Source organism: Tabrizicola fusiformis (assembly GCF_013328815.1).
In the GTDB taxonomy this organism is placed as follows: domain Bacteria; phylum Pseudomonadota; class Alphaproteobacteria; order Rhodobacterales; family Rhodobacteraceae; genus Fuscibacter.
Map to the genome: position 1 here is coordinate 75,515 of NZ_JABUHN010000011.1, position 19,285 is coordinate 94,799.

The 19,285-nt window shown below is 60.6% G+C and carries 21 protein-coding genes and 1 pseudogene; 14 read left to right on the top strand and 8 right to left on the bottom strand.

Annotated features, from left to right (window positions below; genetic code table 11):
• Positions 1 to 117 precede the first annotated feature (117 nt).
• From HS053_RS22640 to HS053_RS17040, 6 genes and pseudogenes are all read left to right on the top strand, one after another.
• A pseudogene (locus HS053_RS22640) lies at positions 118 to 507 on the top strand (MerR family DNA-binding protein); the annotation flags it as partial.
• On the top strand, positions 504 to 830 hold the full coding sequence (locus HS053_RS17020) for a YnfA family protein (RefSeq protein WP_174212443.1): 327 nt from the start codon (positions 504 to 506) through the stop codon (positions 828 to 830). The pseudogene HS053_RS22640 and the gene HS053_RS17020, both read left to right, overlap by 4 nt.
• A 104-nt stretch (positions 831 to 934) precedes the next feature.
• Complete coding sequence (locus HS053_RS17025) at positions 935 to 1,258, top strand: hypothetical protein (RefSeq protein WP_146111630.1); 324 nt, start codon at positions 935 to 937, stop codon at positions 1,256 to 1,258.
• A 98-nt stretch (positions 1,259 to 1,356) separates the two neighbouring features.
• Positions 1,357 to 1,752, top strand: a complete 396-nt coding sequence (locus tag HS053_RS17030; RefSeq protein WP_174212444.1) for a FixH family protein — start codon at positions 1,357 to 1,359, stop codon at positions 1,750 to 1,752.
• Positions 1,749 to 3,197, top strand: coding sequence for an efflux RND transporter periplasmic adaptor subunit (locus tag HS053_RS17035; RefSeq protein ID WP_174212445.1), 1,449 nt, complete (start codon positions 1,749 to 1,751; stop codon positions 3,195 to 3,197). Before HS053_RS17030 ends, HS053_RS17035 begins: the two co-directional genes overlap by 4 nt.
• Positions 3,194 to 6,346: an efflux RND transporter permease subunit gene (locus HS053_RS17040; protein ID WP_174212446.1), complete on the top strand. Its 3,153-nt coding sequence runs from the start codon at positions 3,194 to 3,196 to the stop codon at positions 6,344 to 6,346. Before HS053_RS17035 ends, HS053_RS17040 begins: the two co-directional genes overlap by 4 nt.
• 280 nt (positions 6,347 to 6,626) lie before the next feature.
• On the opposite strand, the gene HS053_RS17045 is transcribed toward HS053_RS17040, so the two are convergent.
• The gene (locus HS053_RS17045; RefSeq protein ID WP_174212447.1) at positions 6,627 to 7,304 is read right to left on the bottom strand and encodes a hypothetical protein; all 678 of its coding nucleotides are present in this window, start codon (positions 7,302 to 7,304) and stop codon (positions 6,627 to 6,629) included.
• 141 nt (positions 7,305 to 7,445) lie between these two features.
• Between HS053_RS17045 and HS053_RS17050 the strand changes: the two genes are divergently transcribed.
• The 3 genes from HS053_RS17050 to HS053_RS17060 are packed head-to-tail and all read left to right on the top strand — an operon-like array spanning position 7,446 to position 10,318.
• Positions 7,446 to 7,748, top strand: coding sequence for an ArsR/SmtB family transcription factor (locus HS053_RS17050; protein ID WP_174212448.1), 303 nt, complete (start codon positions 7,446 to 7,448; stop codon positions 7,746 to 7,748).
• 54 nt (positions 7,749 to 7,802) lie between these two features.
• The gene (locus HS053_RS17055; RefSeq protein WP_174212449.1) at positions 7,803 to 9,170 is read left to right on the top strand and encodes an NAD(P)-binding domain-containing protein; all 1,368 of its coding nucleotides are present in this window, start codon (positions 7,803 to 7,805) and stop codon (positions 9,168 to 9,170) included.
• Complete coding sequence (locus tag HS053_RS17060) at positions 9,161 to 10,318, top strand: MFS transporter (RefSeq protein WP_023666616.1); 1,158 nt, start codon at positions 9,161 to 9,163, stop codon at positions 10,316 to 10,318. The genes HS053_RS17055 and HS053_RS17060 overlap by 10 nt, the downstream gene beginning before the upstream one ends.
• Here the strand turns inward: HS053_RS17060 and arsJ are convergent.
• Together arsJ and HS053_RS17070 are read right to left on the bottom strand one after the other, a co-directional pair.
• The gene (gene arsJ / locus HS053_RS17065) at positions 10,308 to 11,576 is read right to left on the bottom strand and encodes an organoarsenical effux MFS transporter ArsJ (RefSeq protein ID WP_023666615.1); all 1,269 of its coding nucleotides are present in this window, start codon (positions 11,574 to 11,576) and stop codon (positions 10,308 to 10,310) included. The genes HS053_RS17060 and arsJ overlap by 11 nt on opposite strands.
• Positions 11,573 to 12,523 carry an ArsJ-associated glyceraldehyde-3-phosphate dehydrogenase gene (locus HS053_RS17070; protein ID WP_241699910.1) on the bottom strand — a complete coding sequence of 317 codons (951 nt, stop codon included), beginning with the start codon at positions 12,521 to 12,523 and terminating at the stop codon, positions 11,573 to 11,575. Before HS053_RS17070 ends, arsJ begins: the two co-directional genes overlap by 4 nt.
• Between HS053_RS17070 and HS053_RS22365 the strand changes: the two genes are divergently transcribed.
• Positions 12,455 to 12,601: a hypothetical protein gene (locus tag HS053_RS22365; protein WP_241699912.1), complete on the top strand. Its 147-nt coding sequence runs from the start codon at positions 12,455 to 12,457 to the stop codon at positions 12,599 to 12,601. The genes HS053_RS17070 and HS053_RS22365 overlap by 69 nt on opposite strands.
• Here the strand turns inward: HS053_RS22365 and HS053_RS17075 are convergent.
• Entirely contained in the window at positions 12,586 to 13,440 is an 855-nt protein-coding gene (locus HS053_RS17075) for a metalloregulator ArsR/SmtB family transcription factor (RefSeq protein WP_174212451.1), read from the bottom strand. The genes HS053_RS22365 and HS053_RS17075 overlap by 16 nt on opposite strands.
• Before the next feature lie 351 nt (positions 13,441 to 13,791).
• Positions 13,792 to 14,133, bottom strand: coding sequence for a hypothetical protein (locus HS053_RS17080; protein ID WP_174212452.1), 342 nt, complete (start codon positions 14,131 to 14,133; stop codon positions 13,792 to 13,794).
• Between the two features lie 124 nt (positions 14,134 to 14,257).
• Between HS053_RS17080 and HS053_RS17085 the strand changes: the two genes are divergently transcribed.
• Together HS053_RS17085 and HS053_RS17090 are read left to right on the top strand one after the other, a co-directional pair.
• Positions 14,258 to 14,467: a hypothetical protein gene (locus tag HS053_RS17085; protein ID WP_174212453.1), complete on the top strand. Its 210-nt coding sequence runs from the start codon at positions 14,258 to 14,260 to the stop codon at positions 14,465 to 14,467.
• Positions 14,468 to 14,563: 96 nt separating this feature from the next.
• Entirely contained in the window at positions 14,564 to 14,824 is a 261-nt protein-coding gene (locus HS053_RS17090) for a WGR domain-containing protein (protein ID WP_174212454.1), read from the top strand.
• 6 nt (positions 14,825 to 14,830) lie between these two features.
• On the opposite strand, the gene HS053_RS17095 is transcribed toward HS053_RS17090, so the two are convergent.
• Positions 14,831 to 15,193 (bottom strand): bactofilin family protein, encoded by a 363-nt coding sequence (locus HS053_RS17095; RefSeq protein ID WP_174212455.1) that lies wholly within the window; start codon positions 15,191 to 15,193, stop codon positions 14,831 to 14,833.
• Between the two features lie 263 nt (positions 15,194 to 15,456).
• Here HS053_RS17095 and HS053_RS17100 point away from each other — a divergent pair, with 263 nt between their 5' ends.
• Together HS053_RS17100 and HS053_RS17105 are read left to right on the top strand one after the other, a co-directional pair.
• The gene (locus HS053_RS17100; RefSeq protein WP_174212456.1) at positions 15,457 to 15,747 is read left to right on the top strand and encodes a hypothetical protein; all 291 of its coding nucleotides are present in this window, start codon (positions 15,457 to 15,459) and stop codon (positions 15,745 to 15,747) included.
• Positions 15,747 to 16,079 (top strand): type II toxin-antitoxin system RelE/ParE family toxin, encoded by a 333-nt coding sequence (locus tag HS053_RS17105; protein ID WP_174212457.1) that lies wholly within the window; start codon positions 15,747 to 15,749, stop codon positions 16,077 to 16,079. Before HS053_RS17100 ends, HS053_RS17105 begins: the two co-directional genes overlap by 1 nt.
• A 121-nt stretch (positions 16,080 to 16,200) precedes the next feature.
• Here HS053_RS17105 and HS053_RS17110 read toward each other — a convergent pair whose 3' ends face one another.
• Together HS053_RS17110 and HS053_RS17115 are read right to left on the bottom strand one after the other, a co-directional pair.
• Positions 16,201 to 18,621 carry a nucleoside triphosphate pyrophosphohydrolase gene (locus HS053_RS17110; RefSeq protein WP_174212458.1) on the bottom strand — a complete coding sequence of 807 codons (2,421 nt, stop codon included), beginning with the start codon at positions 18,619 to 18,621 and terminating at the stop codon, positions 16,201 to 16,203.
• Positions 18,622 to 18,631: 10 nt separating this feature from the next.
• Positions 18,632 to 19,102 carry a hypothetical protein gene (locus tag HS053_RS17115; protein WP_174212459.1) on the bottom strand — a complete coding sequence of 157 codons (471 nt, stop codon included), beginning with the start codon at positions 19,100 to 19,102 and terminating at the stop codon, positions 18,632 to 18,634.
• Positions 19,103 to 19,285: the final 183 nt, after the last annotated feature.

Consider the following 19,285-nt stretch of genomic DNA (forward strand, 5'->3'; position numbering starts at 1 on the left):
TGAGATCCTCCGTATCTGCATCTTGAAGTGGTTTAGTTCTTCAAGTTACTTTAAGAGCAAGTTGAATTTTAGGGAGGCCATCTGATGGCAGTCTCCATCGGCTAGCTCGCGAGCAGGTCAGGGTGCACGCCGCCGACAATCCGGTATTACGAAAGCATCGGTCTGCTGGCGGCACCCTTGCGCAGCGAAGCTGGAAGACGGTCCTACGGTCAGGCTGATGTCGCCCGACTGGCGTTTATCCGGCGAGCGCGTGATTTTGGTCTGGGGATACCTCAGGTCCGTGACCTGCTTACTGCGGCAGACGCCCCCGCATCCGCCTGCGCCACAGCGCGCCCCGTGGTCGAGGACCATATCCGCGCTCTGCGTGCGAGACGGGCGGAAATGAAGGCTTTGGAGGCAGACCTGACCGCAATCCTCGTTCGATGCGATGAAGGGTGCAGGACGGGAACCGCCGCCGACTGCGCGATATTCGGAGAGTTTCGCCTGCCGGGACGGCATGTCAAATGACGACGATCCTTGTTTACGCAGGTGCCGCTTTGGCCGAGATCGTCGGCTGTTTTGCGGTCTGGGCCTGGATGAGGCAGGGTGCGAGTGCCCTCTGGCTTGTGCCCGGTCTCCTCAGTCTGGCGGCATTCGCCTGGCTACTGACCCTGGCCCCTTCCGATTTTGCTGGCCGCGCCTACGCGGCCTATGGTGGCGTCTATATTGCAGCCTCGCTTGGCTGGCTTTGGGCCGTCGAAAAGCAGCGACCTGACATCTGGGACGTGACCGGAGCGGTTCTCTGCGTCGTAGGTGCCGCAATCATCCTCCTCGTTCCCAGAGGGACCTGATGGTCATTTCGCGTCCAGCCTGTTGGGATATGCACCCGCTGCGCTGTTGAAAGATCAATCGGACGCGTGTTGCCGGATCGTCCGAGCTGTGCCATTCAGGGCGAATGGCTGCGATTTTTAGGTCATTTCTGGCTCTGCTGTTGGTTGTGACCCTGTTTGGGGCCACGGCCTTTGAGGCATCGGCCAGCCTTGCAGCCGAAATTGCCGCAGTGTCGGATCCTTGCTGCGAAGGCGACTGCCCCGAGGATCCGGCCTGTGGTGCCGCTTGCATGATGATGATGCGGTGCGGAGTTCCGTCCCTTGCCCTGCCGCAGACTCCAGAAGTGCTGTTCAATTCTCCCGAGGCCATCGTGTCCCTGATGATGCCGGAGCAACCTCCGCCGTCCGGGTTGCCACCAGATGGCTTGAAGCGACCTCCCCGGACCTGACCCCGCCGCGTGTCTTGACGCGCAGATGATACCGGTTGCACCCGCGCCTCTTGGGCGATCGGGGCAAGGCTTCAATCAATGCAATGGGGTTACTTCCTATGAAAACGACTTACGCTGGTTTCTGCGGCGCTGTGCTTGCGCTAGCAGTGTCCTCGTCCGCTGTCTTGGCAGGCGCAGAGGATTATCGCTTCGATCTGGTTTCCACCGATCACAGCGTCGGCTCAGGCGCAATCCTCGAAGTTCGGCTGACCGACCTTCGCACCGGCAAGCCGGTCGAAGGAGCTGTCATCTACGCAACCCGCATGGACATGGCGCCAGACGGGATGGAAATGATGACTACGCCGGTAACGGCGATGCCCTCCGACGTGCCCGGTAACTACCGCTTTGCCACCGATCTGACGATGGCCGGCGGTTGGAGGTTCTCGGTCGCGGCCAAAGTTCAGGGCGAACCTGAAACCGTTTCGGCCGAAATCGAGCTGCAGGCCGGTCCATGAGCGGCGCGGCTAGATTGGTGACACTCGGCGTCGTGGCAGGGGCCGCCGCCTGGGGCGGGCTGGCTGCTGGAGAGCGGGGCATCACCGTCAGTAGCCTGCAGGACGCTGCCGTGATGCAGGTCTCCGTGCTGCTGGGCCGCGATGTCGCAGCGATGCCCGCACCGGAACCGACCGGAGCCGTCATCTATTGGCGCCACCCGGACGGGCTGCCGGAATGGTCGGGCACAGAAGCCGTGACAGCGGATGGCCGCGCCTTCCTGCCAGTGCGGTCCAGCGAAGACATCTCGCTGGACCCGTCCGACAAGCCTGTCGCCGCGCCCGCCCCCGAGGAAGGGGGCGAGCGCACCGTACTTTACTACCGCAACCCGATGGGTCTGCCCGACACCTCGCCGGTGCCGAAGAAGGACTCGATGGGTATGGACTACATTCCGGTCTATGAGGGTGGCGACGGTGACGAAGGGTCGGTTACTGTCTCACCCGGCAAACTGCAACGGACCGGGGTGCGGACAAGTGAGGCCGTGCTGGCACCGCTGGCCGCATCCCTGCGCGCGCCGGGGATCGTGGTGCTGGATGAGCGCAAGATCAGCGTCATTTCGCTGCGCGCCGATGCCTTCATCGAGACTGTGGCGGATGTGACCACCGGGAGCACGATTGCCGAAGGTGCGCCGCTGGTGACAATTTACTCACCAGAGATCGCATCGGCACTTGCGCAGTTCGTGACCGATGTTCGGTCAGAAGGGAGACAGCGAGAGGGCGCGCGACAAAGGCTGGAAAATCTCGGCGTGCCGGGCGAGGTCATCGACCGGATTGCCATCGAGGGTCAGACAACCGTCAGCATCCCGATCATGGCCCCGCGTAGCGGGGTGGTTCTGGAACGGATGGCGATCGAAGGCATGATGTCCGAGGCCGGCGAAACCCTCTTTCGGATCGCCGATGTCTCGACCGTCTGGGTGATCGCTGAAGTGCCGGAGTCCGCTTTAACGGACATCGTCCCGGGGTCCGAGGTGCGCGTCAGTTTTCAGGGCCTCGGCGAGGAAGCGACGCCGGGTCGGATCGCCACCATCTACCCTGAACTCGACCTGCTGACCCGCACGGCCAAGTTGCGGATCGAACTTCCCAATCCCGATGGCCTGTTGCGCGCCAACATGTTCGCGGACGTGGAAATCATGCTGGACCAGACACCGGTCGTACAGGTGCCAGAAGGCGCAGTCATCGACACCGGCGACCGGCAGGTGGTGATCCGTGATCTGGGCGAAGGCCGGTTCCGGCCCGAGCCGGTGATCGTCGGGCGCAGGGGCGGAGGCATGATCGAGATCGTCAGCGGAGTTGTGGCTGGCGACGTGGTGGTCAGCGCGGCCACGTTCCTGATTGACGCGGAAAGCAACCTCAACGCGGCCCTTGCAGCCCTTGCAGCTCCCGACTCCGCGCCGGAGGCGAAGCCATGATCGCCCAGATCATCGCCTGGTCTGCCAGAAACGTACTGCTGGTGCTGTTTGCGACCGTCTTCACCGTGGCGGCGGGCCTGTGGTCACTGCGCACTCTGCCGATCGACGCCATTCCCGACCTGTCAGACGTACAGGTGATCGTGCTGACCGAGTATCCGGGGCAAGCGCCTCAGGTGGTCGAGGATCAGGTGACCTATCCCCTGACCTCGGCAATGTTGACCGTGCCGCAATCGCGCGTGGTGCGGGGGTTCTCGTTCTTCGGCATCTCTTTTGTCTATGTGATCTTCGAGGACGGGGTGGACCCCTACTGGGCACGCTCCCGCGTTCTGGAATACCTCAACGCCGCTGCTGCGCGTCTGCCGGATGGCGTGACACCCGCCCTCGGTCCGGACGCCACTGGCGTCGGCTGGGTCTATCAATATGCGCTGAAGGGCGAGAACCTCAGCCTGGCCGAGTTGCGGTCCTTGCAGGACTGGGTGATGCGCTTTGCCATCAGCCGCGCCGATGGCGTGTCCGAAGTGGCCAGCGTCGGCGGCTTCGTCAAGCAATACTCGGTCACCGTCGATCCGGTGCGGATGCGGGCGCTCGGTGTCACCCTGTCCGAAATCGGCGAGGCCGTCGCCGCCAGCAACATGGATACCGGCGGGCGCACGGTCGAGTTGTCGGAATTCGAGTTCATGGTGCGCGGGCGCGGCTATTTGGGCGGCATCGCCGACCTGGAAATGGTGCCGATCCGCGCCGAGGGTGGCGTGCCGGTCCTGTTGCGCGACGTGGCGCGGGTCGAGATCGTGCCGGATGAACGTCGGGGCATTGCCGAACTGGACGGGACGGGCGAGGTGGCCAGTGGGATCGTCCTTCAAAGGGTTGGGGCCAATGCGCTGGACGTGATCGACAACGCCAAGGCCGAGATCGATGAGATCCGGCAGGGCCTGCCCGAGGGGGTGGAGATCGTCACCGTCTACGACCGGTCGAACTTGATCCTGTCCGCCATCGAAACTCTGCGCACCACGCTACTGGAAGAAAGCCTTGTCGTGGCGCTGGTCACGTTCGTCTTCCTGCTGCATGTCCGGTCCTCGCTGGTGGCGATCATCATGCTGCCAGTGGGCCTGCTCATGGCCTTCACCGCCATGCGCGCGCTTGGAATCGGTGCCAACATCATGAGCCTTGGCGGCATCGCCATCGCCATCGGTGCGATGATCGACGCCGCCATCGTGATGATCGAAAACGCGCACAAACATCTGGAACGCGCCGAGCCAGGCAAGCCGCGGGCCGAGGTTTTGATCGAGGCCGCGTCCGAGGTCGGACCGGCGCTGTTTTTCAGCCTTCTCGTCATCACCGTGTCGTTCCTGCCGATCTTTGCGCTGGAAGGGCAAGAGGGGCGTCTGTTCGGCCCGCTCGCCGCAACCAAGACATTCGCCATGGCAGCGGCGGCGCTGTTGTCGGTCACGCTGGTGCCTGCGTTGATGGTGATCTTCGTGCGTGGGCGGATCGTGTCGGAACACAAAAACCCGGTGAACCGCATCCTCATCGCGCTCTATCGTCCGGTCATTGCATGGGTGCTCAGGGCGCGGGTGTTCACAATCGTTCTAGCGCTGATGGCGCTTGTCGCCACCGTTTGGCCCGCGCGCCAGCTGGGGTCGGAATTCATGCCGGCACTGGACGAGGGCACGCTGATGTACATGCCGACCACGCTGCCGGGTCTGTCCGTCGCCAAGGCGGCGGAACTTTTGCAGATGCAGGACCGCATCATCCGCACCTTCCCTGAAGTGCTGACGGTCTTCGGCAAGGCGGGCCGTGCACTGACCGCAACGGACCCCGCGCCCACCGAGATGTTCGAGACGATCATCCAGTTGCGCCCGCGCGAGGAATGGCGCCCCGGCGTGACGATGGACAGTTTGCGCGCCGAGATGGACGCCGCCCTGCAATTTCCCGGCGTGTCGAACGCCTGGACCCAGCCGATCCGCGCCCGGATCGACATGCTGGCGACCGGCATCCGCACGCCGGTGGGGGTCAAGGTGTTCGGCACCGATCTGTCCGAAATGGAGGCCGTCGCGCGGCAGGTCGAGGCGGTGCTGCGCAACGTTCCCGGCACCACCAGCGCCTATGCCGAACGGGTGATCGGCGGCTACTACCTGGACATCGTGCCAGACCGCGAACGGCTGGCGCGCTATGGCCTGTCGATCCAGGACGTGCAGGAGGTGATCGCCATGGCGCTGGGGGCCGAGGCAATCACCCAGACCGTCGAAGGGCGCGAGCGCTACAACGTGGCGCTGCGCTATCCCGCCGCACTGCGGCAAGACCCGGATGCCATCGCCCAAGAGGTGCAGGTCGCTCTGCCCGGTGGCGGCACCGTGCCCCTGGGCGAGGTGGCAAAGGTGGAACGCACGCGCGGGGCTACATCGATCCGCACCGAGAACGGCCAGCTTGCGGTCTATATCTTCGTCGACATCGCCGGACGCGATCTGGGCGGCTATGTCGCCGAGGCGCAGGCGGCTGTGGCGGGCGAGGTCACCCTGCCACCGGGCTATTCGCTGGGCTGGAGCGGACAGTTCGAATACCTCGAACGTGCCAAAGCGCGGTTGGCCATCGTGGTGCCAATCACTCTGGCGGTGATCTTCCTACTCTTGTTCCTGAACTTTCGCCGCCTGACCGAAACGCTGATTGTCATGCTGTCGCTGCCCTTCGCGTTGGTGGGTGGCGTGTGGCTGATGTGGTGGATGGGATTCAACACGTCTGTCGCGGTGGCCGTCGGGTTCATCGCACTGGCCGGTGTCGCGGCAGAAACCGGGGTGATCATGCTGATCTACCTCGACCATGCCCTCGCCGAACGCAGGGCCGACGTCGTCAGCTCGGGCCGCTCCTTCACCCGCACCGATCTGGACGCCGCGATCATGGTCGGCGCGGTCGAACGGGTACGACCCAAGATGATGACGGTGGTGGCCATCATGGCGGGCCTGATGCCGATCCTCTGGGCCCATGGCACCGGATCCGAAGTCATGAGCCGCATCGCCGTGCCGATGATCGGCGGCATGGTGTCTTCGACGATTTTGACGCTGGTCGTGATCCCGGCAGTCTATGCGCTCATAAAGGGGCGCGGGCTGGCCCGGGATGAACGAAAGGAGATCAAAGGTTCTATCGTGGGGTTGTAGCGCTGAAGAAGCGCATGACAGTGACTGTCAACGGGGCTGGCAGCATGGCTCTCACGAGAACAGGTCGCCTGAAGTTTCGAGTTTATTCTTGAAAAGTCATTCGCGGCTTTCACAACGGCGTTTATTGAAACGCATTCATGTTTCCGGGCGGTATATTCGCCTCGGTGGCACACGACTTTCATCTTCAGTCGACACCTCTCCATGAAGAAACCGGCGCGTTCTTTGCGGTCTTGCCTTCTGATCACGCTCGCGGAGCTGCGGCCTTGGCCATGATTGAGCGTCATTTTGATATCTCTCCTGCCAACACTGCTTGTCCATGCACTGCGAGGGCTGCAGCGAATCTAGAGCATCCAAACTGCCGGACCGTATGGATGACTCGAGCCTCATAGGCAGCCTGCCCAATCAGCCTGCAGAGATCCGAAGCATGAAACTGCCGATTGGAACTTGGGGCGGCCCGTATCTGGTCATGAAGCTCCTGCGTCTTGAGATCAGCATTGCGCTGCAGTTCTGGCCTTGAAGCAAATGATGACGTCGTGCTTGACGAACTGGTCCGCCAGCGGCGCATGAAGCCGAGCAAGAAGCCAGCCGGGACTCGGGCATTCCCACGCGCCCGGTTGAAGGCGAGAAAGCGCTCCCAAATGACCTGCGTGTCGACGTTCCAGCAGGCAAGCGATGTTTTCGCAGCCTTGATCAGGTCCGCCCACGGCGTCCGGTGGACGTTAGTTTCGTCCGCAATCTCAATCCTCCCTGCAAAGATATTTTTGTTCTTGGAGTCTCTAGATAGTGATTTGTCACGTGGGGATGACACGACATCTGGCGGCGTTTCAGCATCCTTATGCCCCCCAAACCTAAACAGCCACGGCGCAAACTTGCCATTCGGCTTCCATCGGACCAGTGCCAAACCAGATGCCGCGAGTTCGATCAGAAGTGCCGTCAGATGCTGCCGCGAAACTCCCATTTTCTCGGCAAGATGCGCTAGTGTGAACGCCGCCGTCCCGCGCTCGAGCCCGTTGTAAGGTAAGCGTCATTTTGGGCTTCTATCAAGTTATTGACTTTAAATTTCGATATTTCTAGAAATACAGGAAAAGGAGTTGCCTTGATGGATGTCGACCTTGCCGCCGCCCGCCTTGCTGCACTGGGGAATCCGACTCGCCTGCGCTTGTATCGACTGCTCGTGCGGTCAGGTGATTCCGGTCTTTCGATGGGCCAGATACAGGAGAAGCTGGGGATTCCCGGTTCTACTCTGTCGCATCACTGCCGCGCGCTTGTTCAGGTCGATCTAATCCAGCAGGGGCGGGTCGGCACGTCTCTCATCTGCAGGACGAACTATCCTGTGATGCGAGGACTGATCGATGATCTGGCTGCAGAATGCTGCGCGGACGCTTGTGTCACGGGTAAATGATGGGCGCTTCTGTGCCTTTAATTTCGATATTTCTAGAACAAAAGGAAGAGTGGAATGATAGAGACAGTTGCGATCATCGGGGCGGGTCCGGTGGGACTTGCTGCTGCCGCGCATGTGTTGGAGCGCGGCATGGTTCCCCTGATCCTAGAGCAGGGGGACGCCGTGGGTTATGCCGTGAGGGCCTGGAGTCATGTGCCGATGTTTTCGAACTGGCGGTACAACATCGACGGTGCCGCAAGACGTCGGCTCGAAGCGACAGGCTGGCAAGGTCCGGACTTGGACGTACACCCAACGGGCGCGGACCTGTTGGCGGATTACCTAGAGCCGCTCGGCAAGTCGCTGGCGCCTTGGTTGCACTTTGGTCGACGCGTCGTTGCCGTCTCGCGCGAGGGAATTGACAAGGTCAAGGATGCGGGACGCGAGACGGCACCCTTCCTGATCGAAACTGATGGCGCGGAAGGCCGGGAATGGCATCGCGCAGATGCGGTGATCGACGTCACCGGGACCTGGTTCCAGCCAAACCCGGGCGGAACTGGGCGTCCCGTTCCCGGAGAAGCTGGAAACTCGCATATCACCTACGGCATGCCAGATGTTGCGGGGAAGGACCACGCGCGCTTTTCAGGCAAGCGGGTGGCGGTTCTTGGTGGCGGACATTCTGCCATTGGAACACTTATCGCGCTGTCGAACCTTCCTGACACGCAAATCGTCTGGCTCTGCCGCGCAAGGACGATCACGCGCGCCCTGGGCGGGGGTAAGGCGGACCAGTTGGCAGCCCGGGGTGCCCTGGGAACTGACCTTGCACGGTTGGTGAATTTGGGTCGCGTCCGAGTGGAAAGCGGCTTCCATCTCGGATCGGTCGCGGGAACCGGATCGCTGCAGGTGCTTGCCACCGATGGCCGACAGGCTGAAGTGGATGAACTGGTGATCGCGACAGGCTTTCGGCCCGATCTGTCCCTGCTTCGGGAGCTGCGGGTGGCACTGGACCCGGCCTTGGAATGCCCTTCGGTTCTTGCCCCGTTGATCGACCCAAACCAGCATTCCTGCGGCACGGTCCGGCCGCATGGGGCCCTGGAACTTGCCCATCCCGAACCCGGCTTCTACATCGCCGGGATGAAATCCTATGGCCGGGCACCGACCTTCCTTCTGGCGACAGGGCATGAGCAGGTGCGCTCGATCGTCGCCGCACTAGCCGGAGATCACGATGCTGCCGCGCGAGTGGAACTTGTTCTACCTGAAACAGGCGTGTGTTCCGGGCCGGGGCCACAGGTAGCGCAAGTCGCAGCAACGGGGTGTTGCGGTGGGACTGCCAAGACGCGGCTTGACGCCTGCTGCGTCAAAGATGAAGTGGCCAAAGACAGCGGCGCGTCCGGTTGCGGCTGCGGAGCAACGGAAGACGCTTCCAAGGTCAAAGCATGCTGTTGACCCTTCCGCCCGGCCGTCGCGGTTGGGTTGTCACCAGCCTCGGCGTTGCGCAGACGATCAGTTGGGCGTCGAGTTACTACATCCCCGCCGTCCTCGCCGCCCCGATGGCGGCAAGCTTCGGTCTGTCACCCGTCTGGGTATTCGGGGCGTTTTCCATGGCGATGGTGGTTTCAGCCACTGTTGGACCATGGGCCGGGGCGCGGATCGACCGGATCGGCGGGCGAGGCGTTCTGATGCTATCGAACCTGATCTTTGCGACTGGACTTGCAATTCTTGCTGCTGCGCCCTCGGTGCCGGTCCTCTTCGGCGGATGGGCGATAATTGGGCTGGGAATGGGCATGGGGCTCTACGAGGCGGCCTTTGCGTCGCTGGCAGCCATCTATGGAAAGGAGGCGCGGGGTCCGATCACTGGCATCACGCTGATCGCCGGGTTTGCCAGCACAGTAGGCTGGCCTCTGTCCGGGCTGATGCTGGCAAGCTGGGGCTGGCGCGAAGCCTGCCTTGGCTGGGCGCTGATACACCTGTTCCTTGCCTTGCCATTGAATGCGGTTCTGCCGAGAGGCTCACAGAAGATCGTTCCCACAGAGGCTTTAATAGCGGAGGGACCACCGCCACCGCGTCACGCGCTTTGGCTCTTGGCCTTCGTCTTTGCTGCTACCTGGTTCAATTCGACAGCAATGGCAGCGCATCTTCCGGGGTTACTGCAAGCGGCCGGGTCCAGCCCGGCCGTGGCAATCGCCGCGGGCGCGCTGATTGGCCCGGCGCAAGTAGCGGCCCGGGTGCTGGAGTTCGGGCTGCTGCGCCGGTTCCATCCCCTTGCCTCGGCCCGGCTGGCGGCCTCATCGCATCCTGTGGCGGCAATCTGCCTCCTGGTCTTGGGTGGTCCGGCGGCTTATGCCTTTGCACTTCTGCACGGGGCCGGGAACGGGATCCTGACCATTGCCAAAGGCACCCTGCCGCTCGCCCTCTTCGGACAATCGGGCTATGGCGCTCGGTTAGGTTGGCTGAACGCTCCGGCACGTATCTTGCAAGCCGCCGCACCACTGGTCTTCGGCGCTGCCCTCGCCGCTTGGGGGCTGAACGCCATCTGGCTGACGGCAGGGATAGGCGTGCTAGCCACCGCCGCCCTTCTGGTACTCAGGCGCTGAGCCTCCTTGCGGCCAGCCACGAGGCGAGTGCCATCACGCCCGCAGTGGTGAGACAGAGCGGCAGGCCTCCGACCTGATAGCTGAGGCCCGAGAGCAGCGTGCCGATCAGGCGACCCGCCGCGTTGGCCATGTAGTAGAACCCCACATCCCGTGTGATCCGCTCTGCCGATCCGAAAGCGAGGATCAGGTAGGAATGAACTGAAGAGTTGATCGCGAAGACAAAGCCGAAAACCAGAAGGCCCCCGATCAGCGTCGACGTAAGCCACGCCGCAGGGTCGCCGGCCACCCAGGTTGCTGCAGCAAGAGCAAACGGGATCGGAACGAGTAGCCCTGCCCAAAGGATCGCCTTTCGGGTGGTCTCTGCCTCGGGCTGACCTCTGCCACCCAAGAGTCGGGGGGCAAAGGCTTGCACTGCCCCATAGGCGATGATCCAAAGCGCAAGGAAGCTGCCGATCAGAAAGAAGGCTTCCCGCCTGCCCTCGGCCGTGCCGTCGGACAGGACCGCTTGGAAATAGACCGGGATGCCAACCACGAACCACACATCCCGCGCGCCGAAAAGGAACATGCGGGCAAGGCTCAACTTGTTCACGCGTGGGTCCTTTGACCGCCAGCCACCCCAGGCCTCATCGGATTTCATGCGCCCCGGCAGGCCCGCGGGCAGGAACAGGACGACAGCGATTAGGATCGCTGTCAGCACGGCCGCCATGCCCCAGACGGCCGCCTGAAACCCCGCCAGCGCCAGAAGCGCCGCGCCCATTAAGAAGCCCAGCCCCTTTACCGCATTCTTCGATCCGGTCAGCAGAGCCACCCAACGGAACAAACCGCCGTCCTCCTTTGGGGCCAGCAGCTTCACAGCGGATTTCGAGGACATCTTGGCAAGGTCCTTGGCCACTCCCGACACGCCCTGAACCGTCATCACGAAGGCGACCGATGCGGCGACACCCCAGGACGGATCAAGCTGTGCCAACGCCACCAAGGCCCCGATCTGCAAAGCGAGCCCGCCGTAAAGCGTGGCCGCCAAGCCAAAGCGCGCGGCCAGCCAGCCTGCTGCCAGGTTGGTGACGATGCCCGCGACCTCATACAGCAAGAATAGCCAGGCCAGCTGGATGGGCGTGAAGCCCAGGGTGTTGAAGTGCAACAGCACCAGCATCCGCAGCGCGCCGTCCGACAGCATGAAGGCCCAGTAAGCCGCCGTAACGGCAGCATAGGCGCGAAGCGGGTTGGGCGGCGGCGCGGCGGGGTTTGCGGCGTCAGTCACAGCGACCCCGCCACCATCCGCGCGATATCGGCCAGCCGGCAGGCATAACCCCATTCATTGTCATACCAGGCATAGACCTTCACCTGCGAGCCATTGATGACCATGGTGCACGGCCCATCCACAATGGAGGAGCGCGGATCGTTGGTGAAGTCGCAGGACACCAAAGGCCGGGTTTCAAACCCGAGGATGCCCTTCAGCGGCCCTTCAGCCGCGGCGGCGAAGAGCGCGTTCACCTCCTCGGCCGTTGTCGCCCGCTCTACCTCGAACACGCAATCCGTTAGGGAGGCGTTCAAAAGCGGCACCCGCACCGCATGGCCGTTCAGGCGGCCCTTGAGTTCAGGATAGATCAGCGTGATCGCCGTTGCTGATCCCGTCGTCGTCGGGATCAGGTTCATCAGGGCAGATCGGGCGCGGCGCATGTCCTTTGCCGGACGGTCCACGATCGTCTGCGTGTTGGTCACATCATGGATCGTGGTGATCGATCCGTGGCGGATGCCAAGGTTCTCGTGGATCACCTTCACCACCGGGGCAAGGCAGTTGGTGGTGCAAGAGGCGGCGGTGACAAGGGTCTGGCTGCCATCATAAAGATGATGGTTCACCCCATAGACGAGGTTCAAGGCGCCCCCGTCCTTGACCGGGGCCGAAACGACCACCTTCTTCGCCCCTGCGGCATAGTAGGGCGCCACCTTCGCGGCAGTCTTAAAGACACCCGTGCAGTCGATCACCAGATCGACGCCCAGTTCGGCCAAGGGCAGCGCCTCGATGGTCTTCTCATGCGTCAGTCGGATGGTCTGGCCATTGAGGACCAGGGCTTCATTGCCTGCTGTGACCGGCGTGCGCCAGCGGCCATGGACGCTGTCGAATTCCATCAGCAGCGCATGCTGATCAGCATCGCCGACGGGATCGTTCAGCAGTACGATCTCGCCACCGGCGCCTGTATCGATCAAATCGCGCAGGACAAGCTTTCCGATCCGGCCAAGGCCGTTAAGAGCGATACGGGTCATGGGGATCAGGCCTTTGCTTGAGCGTCAGTGCCGATGGCGTCGACACGGGATTGGAGGGACATGCGGCTTAGCGACTCGAACGGCAGCTCGACGAAAGTCATGATCCGCCGGCGCAGTGCGGCATAGGTCTGGGCAAAGACAAGCGCCCTTTCGGCATCGGTCCCGGTCGCCTTTACCGGGTCGGGCAGGCCCCAGTGACCAGTGATCGGCTGGCCTGTCCAGGGCGGGCATTCCTCGGCGGCGGCGGTATCGCAGACTGTGAAGACGAAATCCATCACGATGGAGCCGGGCTGTTGGAATTCCGAGAGGTGCTTGGACCGCAAGCCAGAGATATCGTGGCCGTTGCGCTTCAAGATTTCCAGCGCAAATGGGTTCAGTTCGCTGTTCGGCCGGGTGCCAGCTGAGAACGCCTGAAACTTGCCCTTGCCCAGATCGCGCAAAAGCGCTTCAGCAAAGATGGAGCGGGCAGAATTGCCTGAGCAGATGAAGAGTACGTCGAAGTCGGTATCGGGAATAGTCCGGTCCATTTGAACGGTGTCCTTTGGGGCGGTGAGCAAGGGGGCAAGGAGGTCGGGTCGGGCGCGGCCCACGTCCAGCGCGAGGTAGCCGATCAACCCTTCGGTCGTGTCGAGATCGACGGCGTAGTAAAGCGACCGGCCGGCTCGGGTGACTTGAACAAGACCAGACGCCGCAAGGTCGGCAAGATGGTGCGACAGAGTATTTTGTTTCAGACCCAACGCCTCGGCGATCTCGGTCGGGCGCACACCTTGCGGCGCAAAGCGCATCAGAAGCCGAAAGACCGCCATCCGGCCGGGATGTCCGAGCGTAGCGAAGGCATGAATGGCGCGACTCTGTTCCATAATTCCTGATTAAAGGAAATAAATTGCGACGTCCAATGAAGGTTTCATGACAGCCGAAGCACTGGCACCTGCACTCCTTGATCCAGATCACTACAAGCGAGTGCTTTTCGTAGGGCAGACTGAACCGCCCTCCAGGACGGAGAAATGCTATCGTTCCGTGTCCACATCGGCTCGGTAATCGCCCTGAGGTTCTTGGAGCCGGGGCAAGGTCATTCTCTTGCAAGAGGCGCTGAGCGCGCGCAAAGCGCGCACTTTGGAATGAGCCGCGCCCACCCTGTCATCGACAAGCGATAGAGTGGAAGGGTGGTGGACGTCACTTCGGCCCCAAGTAGTGCCAAAGTTCCGGCTGCTTCAACAGCTGCCGGCCGGGACAAGCTGCGTGCTCGGAGCGACCAGCAGAGGAGAAGAATGCGCGGCAATCGTTCGCGAAAACAGCCGTTCTTCATCAATGCTAGGGAAGAGCGCGTTGTGTGTCTGTTGCGAGTATCGGTCACGCCGGAAAAGCGCACCGTTGGGCGTCGGCCCGAAAACGCGATCCGGATCGCAGACAAGGCGCACCTCACCCGCCTCTGTGGTGAGCGCGTAGGTCGGCATGCCACGCTCGACACCGACCGTCCAAGCGTCAAGCGCGTGGACAGGAACAGACATCGCCGCAAGCGCGGAAACAACCAGTACGGGGGACAGAACATGCATCGACAGGAACGCCTTTCGTGGTTCGCGTGGCGACAGCAAAGCACCACTTATGATATCGATAGATATGTTCTGACGGGCCTCATGTCCATGACTGCAGCGCGACAACGGTTCATCGGGGGCAGGAATGGATGACGTCGCCCAAATCAGGATCAAGCAGTCGATCATCGATCGTCGGCTGTGGCGGAACGACTGCGAGAACCGGGAACTTGTTGCGGAGCGCTATCGCACCGTGAGCGGTCGCTTCAGGACCGTGTGGCTGGTCCCGGAAGAAACCCTGCGCGGAGTTCTCTGGGTCGAGGTTGTCGAAGGACCACCGACCGATCCACCGCCATGACCCATCAGCTTTCTGAATCGGACCGCCCGGATCGATTCAGAAATGCAATTGGACTTGGAGAGTAACAAGGCGGAGTCTGTGCCGAGGAGGACCGCTATGTCTCTGGCACATCTGCACCGCATCGACCCGGGGGCCAACATGGCACGGTTCTACTGCATCGATGTTGCGGCGACGCTGTTCGGAGACGTCTCCGTCTTGCGGACCTGGGGCCGGATCGGAACGCACGGACGGACAAGACTCGAGACTTGCGCCACCGTGGAAGAAGCGGAGAGGGCAGCATCTCAAACCCTTCGACAGAAGACGCGGCGGGGCTATCTGCCTGCTGGCCAAATGCTGCCGCCAGACCTTGTGGTGTGAGATCTGTCAGGCCTTACGCTGAAGCCTGCCCTCAAGCTCGGCACCGGCTTCGATGGCGATCCGCTCATGGATGACATCGGCCTGCACGACCGCACTCGGCGCGAGCTGAACGTTTCGCGCTGAGACCGTGCCGGATACCGCCCCAAGCACGACGAGGTCGTTGGCGACGATGGAACCTTCAACACGACCTGAACCAGCCACGGTGATCTCCGGCGCCCGCAATGAGCCAATTACGTTGCCATGGACCTCGATCGGTCCACTGGAGGTGGCATCGCCTTCGACGACAAGGTCCTGCGCGAAGACGCTGCGGCGAGCGTTCGAACTTGCCGGGTCCGGCCATCGGTCCAGATCGCCATTTGGGGTCTTCATCTTGGTGCTGCCTCGGCTCAACGTCATGCCGACAGACTGGACCAGAAGCGAAATGAAAGGGCAACGCGAGGCGCTGTGATCGGCGAAGAAGTGCAGTGGCCGTCGGCGCGGCACAGCTCGTCCGGCCAGAGTCGTCCCTCATGAGCTATAGATCCTGCGTCTATCGCTCATCCATGGCCTCCAGACCCTTGCCCACTTCCGATCGTTGAAAGCATTCAGCGGAGAGGCTATGGTACTCCAATGGATTACCGAGGGAGAAGATGATGGGCGTACACAAGCAAAGTGTCAGCTTCACCGATGCAGCCTTCAACTTCGCCCGCGAGCTCGTAGAGAGCGGCGAGTATCCGAACATCAGCGCTGCGGTCTCTGGCGAAATGGCCCGTGCGCGCGCAGCGCGGGAGAGGGAGCGTCTTCTCTTCGAAGCCGAAGTTCAACGGCGCCTCGCGCTTCCTCCTGATGCCTGGGAGCCCGTCCAAACGGGCGAGTCCATCACGTCAGGCGCGCGCGCACATCTTGCCCGACTTGCAAAGGCCGCCGGTGGCACCGCTGCCTGATGCGCATCGTTCGACATCCCCTGGTCGACCAGGACCTTGCTGCGTTGGTGGATCATATCGTCGACGTCACCAGCGGGGACTTCGACGCCGCCGGCAGGCGCCTTGATGAGGTCGATGACCTGATTGCCGACATCTCTGCCAACCCGATGTCCGGCGTTCGCTTGGCGCCACCGCTGGACGGATGGTTGGTCCGCCATGGTGGACGCGGCCATCGTCTGACCGTCGTGTTCCGCGCCGATCTCAACAAGAACTGCGTCTATGTCGCACTCGTTGCCTTCGGTGGGCAGGACTGGATGACCGAAGGCGAGACGAGGAAGTCCTTCAACGAATGACCGCGGTGCGCCGTGGCCGGAAGGGCGTGTGCGACAGTTCTACTTTGCGACAAGGCGATGACGCATAATTTTGATTATGTAATGCTACCGGACTTAGTTTAGTGGCGGCGACCCGGATTGGCTATGTCTTGCTGTCAAACAAAGAAAGCTGGGCGCCGTCCAAAGCAACCGGCTCATTGCTTGGCTTCTCCTTCAAGCTAAATTCAAGCTGTAGCGCTCCGCGCTCAAGTCTTGCCTTGAGTGTGAGACCTAACCCTGGGTGAGCTATTTCAATCGGTCGTCTCCCTATGGTCCCTATTGCCGAAGCCATCGGGATAACAAAAGCATTATCTGCGACCGTCGGGGAATACAGCTCAGCTAGCGCCACACTGGAACTGGCAATCGCTTCCGCCTTTGCAGCCGACAGTTCGGTCTCCAAAAGAACTCTCCGCCGCTCGAAGCCTCCGGCCTTGGTTCGCTTCTTATCTGCGGCGGCCACGACATCGGCAAAATCAATTCCACATGCGAACGCCAAGCCTCTAACGACCTCGAGTACGTCAGCCAGTTCCGCAAGCTTCTCACCCTGATCCTGGGCGCTGAGGAACTCTTCGATCTCTTCAAAGATCTTACCGCTTAACGCCCAAGGAGCATCGACCTTGTCAAGTTCGGCTTCTCTCACGCTTTCACCGCCCATAGCTATGTTCTGAGGGATAAGGTCTCTAACCAGTTTTCCGAATACTCTACGCCCTCGCACACGGTTATATCTTGCAGCGTTTGGCAAGATTACAGGGACGCCAACTTGACAAAGCCTATAGTACACGTGCCCCAGAATCGATCCAAGTAGCTTTACAGGGTAATCAAGCTCTTTCGCTCTGGACACCACACGCTCTAGGAAGTCTTCATTGCGTATAAGCTCTGCGTCTGGCTGATAAACTAATGCTACTTTCCTGTCAGGGACTCCCGCGAGGTCTCTGTCGTTCCGAACAACAAAATCCTCATACCGATCTTCTGCGCGCCGAACTTCCTCAAGTTGGTCCCGTGACCTATACCACGGTAAGTTGCGACCTAGATCGAAATCCGCAGGAATTTGACAGAACCACATAATTTGAGCTGTCTGATTGAGGCTATCAGCAATCCCCTTGGTCCTTTCAGCAATTTCGAGAATATCAGCCGACCTAAGGACCTTGGTTCTACCCTTAGAAGTCAGCACTTGAACATACTCCCACCTGCCGTCCGCCCCTTCATTGAGGAACATCGGCTTAAACGTGGACTTTGTCGGGATGATCTTTCTCTTTGTTGTAACCACTTCATAAGTATCTACGGGTAAGATCTGAATTCCGTCCGGCAAGCCCCAAAGGGCGTCAATTCTAACGTTTGCACTGTCCGGGTCAGCATAAGCCCACGCTGATGCCTTCGCAGGAATGAACCCGTGCACGAGGAAAACGACGTTCTCCGGCAGCGCACCCCTATCTATTAAGTCAGCTAAGGTTAGCTCTGCCCAAGCTACCGCGCCGGAATCTGAGACTGTGTCAGTTCGCGGTAAATTATACCGAGGAAAACCACTTTGATCTACGTCGGTACGAACCACCAGCTCACCGCCAGTCACCCGACCGATTTCCTCAACAAGCTCGCGTTTGATTTCAGGATGCTTAGAGGACAACGCAAGCACGTCCGAACTCAATTCATATATTCTCGGTGCAGCGTTTCCAGCCCGGAAGTCGAAGTCCGAGAGATTCTCGAGCTTCTTCCATCTTGTCTCGGCCCCGACGTCGTAAAGCTTCAATAAAGAGAGTTTACCATCCCCGTACCTAGGCGCCGAGCGTGTGAGCGCCGGAGCTGTGGGATCGTACCCGCTCTCATGCTCTCTCCACTCCAAATCCAATTGGACAATGTGGAGCTGACCCCCCGATATTCGCCACTCCAAGTGGCACCGTGGAAGTACGTTCTCCGCGCACCAACTGGTAACAGACCTCAATGCCCTATGAGGAGAACCATTAAGCTGAAGCTGCCAGGCAGGATCTGCACGAAGTGCAAATTTGCTGTTGATGCCTCGGCGGAGACTCTGAGGATGCTCTACTTCATACTGCCACTGATTTCGGGTCGGTGAAATTCTAAGTTCGTTTGAGACATGCCCCCAAAATTCTGAGTGCACATACTGCTGAACAACAATACCCATCTTATCATGAGGATCGAGTTGTTTAGCCTGCCCGTAAATGGCCTCAATTGCCTCTCTGATCATTACCTCAGAGACCGTCGGCACGAACCGCGAGTGATACTTTCCTCGATCTCGGATCGTCTCGAGCTGACCACTTGTGCGCAACATGACAGATCCAAGTGCGCGACTATCGCACCACTCAATAACTCTCCTTACGGCTTCATCCGGAACCGAGCAGGTTTTCATCCATGAATCAAAGTATGCAACTTCAAGTCCAAACCAGGCCGGAACCCAGCTTGCTGGAAGCATTGCGAGGCCTGCCGCCTTGCCACCAAACTTCTCACATTCTCGAGTATAGTCGAGGAACGTAACACCAGCTGCTCGTGGGCTCTTCGCCATAATGTCCAAGTGTTAACGGTTATTCTTCGCGACCCAAGGTTCCGAAGATTTTTTGTGCAAAATTTTGGAGCGCGGCTAGGATATTGTCGGAAAAGTATCCAAATATGAAACCAAAACTTGCCGCCATAAGGGGTGAGTCGAGACTCTCATCCTTCAGAAACGGAACAGCGCCTGATGCGAAGAGAAATCCCGTAAAGAGCGCTACTGTCGCCGAGTTGAGTGGAACCACAAACCGCCAAAGAACTCTATCCCTGCTCCATACCCCCTTGGCCACTGAATGGTAAAGCCACTTTAAGCTAAAGACGGTTCCGCCTACCAGCCCAGATACGCCAAGAGATACCCACTTGAGCGCCGTGCTTCTTATCTCCAATCCGCCAAAGTAGCTGATGTAACTACCAGTTTGTGCGCCGAGATCTGACTTCGAAAGAGCCGGGTCTATGACGACCAACAAGCAGGCTATCAGAATAGCAGAGAGATAGATCAGTTCCACGGTTATTTGGGCCCAAGCGGGTCTCGGATATCTCGATGCCCAACTTCCGACCGGGCGCCCATCATCGAGCTTCGAGTTGTCGTGAACATTTGCCAAATCTTCACAGTCAGCCTGGTTTCCAGGAGATGGCGCTCGACCATCCGATTCGGAACCGGCTACACCGCCGCTGTTCCGCTTCTCTAT

Excerpts from the sequence above, each read along its gene's own strand:
- HS053_RS17035 (WP_174212445.1), top strand. The coding sequence starts at position 1,749 with ATGAGCGGCGCGGCTAGATTGGTGACACTCGGCGTCGTGGCAGGGGCC.
- HS053_RS17020 (WP_174212443.1), top strand. The coding sequence starts at position 504 with ATGACGACGATCCTTGTTTACGCAGGTGCCGCTTTGGCCGAGATCGTC.
- HS053_RS17090 (WP_174212454.1), top strand. The coding sequence starts at position 14,564 with ATGTCTCTGGCACATCTGCACCGCATCGACCCGGGGGCCAACATGGCA.
- HS053_RS17080 (WP_174212452.1), bottom strand. The coding sequence starts at position 14,133 with ATGCATGTTCTGTCCCCCGTACTGGTTGTTTCCGCGCTTGCGGCGATG.
- HS053_RS17075 (WP_174212451.1), bottom strand. The coding sequence starts at position 13,440 with ATGGAACAGAGTCGCGCCATTCATGCCTTCGCTACGCTCGGACATCCC.
- HS053_RS17030 (WP_174212444.1), top strand. The coding sequence starts at position 1,357 with ATGAAAACGACTTACGCTGGTTTCTGCGGCGCTGTGCTTGCGCTAGCA.
- HS053_RS17095 (WP_174212455.1), bottom strand. The coding sequence starts at position 15,193 with ATGAAGACCCCAAATGGCGATCTGGACCGATGGCCGGACCCGGCAAGT.
- HS053_RS22365 (WP_241699912.1), top strand. The coding sequence starts at position 12,455 with ATGCTGATCAGCATCGCCGACGGGATCGTTCAGCAGTACGATCTCGCC.
- HS053_RS17060 (WP_023666616.1), top strand. The coding sequence starts at position 9,161 with ATGCTGTTGACCCTTCCGCCCGGCCGTCGCGGTTGGGTTGTCACCAGC.
- HS053_RS17050 (WP_174212448.1), top strand. The coding sequence starts at position 7,446 with ATGGATGTCGACCTTGCCGCCGCCCGCCTTGCTGCACTGGGGAATCCG.
- HS053_RS17025 (WP_146111630.1), top strand. The coding sequence starts at position 935 with ATGGCTGCGATTTTTAGGTCATTTCTGGCTCTGCTGTTGGTTGTGACC.
- HS053_RS17055 (WP_174212449.1), top strand. The coding sequence starts at position 7,803 with ATGATAGAGACAGTTGCGATCATCGGGGCGGGTCCGGTGGGACTTGCT.
- HS053_RS17045 (WP_174212447.1), bottom strand. The coding sequence starts at position 7,304 with ATGGGAGTTTCGCGGCAGCATCTGACGGCACTTCTGATCGAACTCGCG.
- HS053_RS17085 (WP_174212453.1), top strand. The coding sequence starts at position 14,258 with ATGGATGACGTCGCCCAAATCAGGATCAAGCAGTCGATCATCGATCGT.
- HS053_RS17100 (WP_174212456.1), top strand. The coding sequence starts at position 15,457 with ATGGGCGTACACAAGCAAAGTGTCAGCTTCACCGATGCAGCCTTCAAC.
- HS053_RS17040 (WP_174212446.1), top strand. The coding sequence starts at position 3,194 with ATGATCGCCCAGATCATCGCCTGGTCTGCCAGAAACGTACTGCTGGTG.
- HS053_RS17105 (WP_174212457.1), top strand. The coding sequence starts at position 15,747 with ATGCGCATCGTTCGACATCCCCTGGTCGACCAGGACCTTGCTGCGTTG.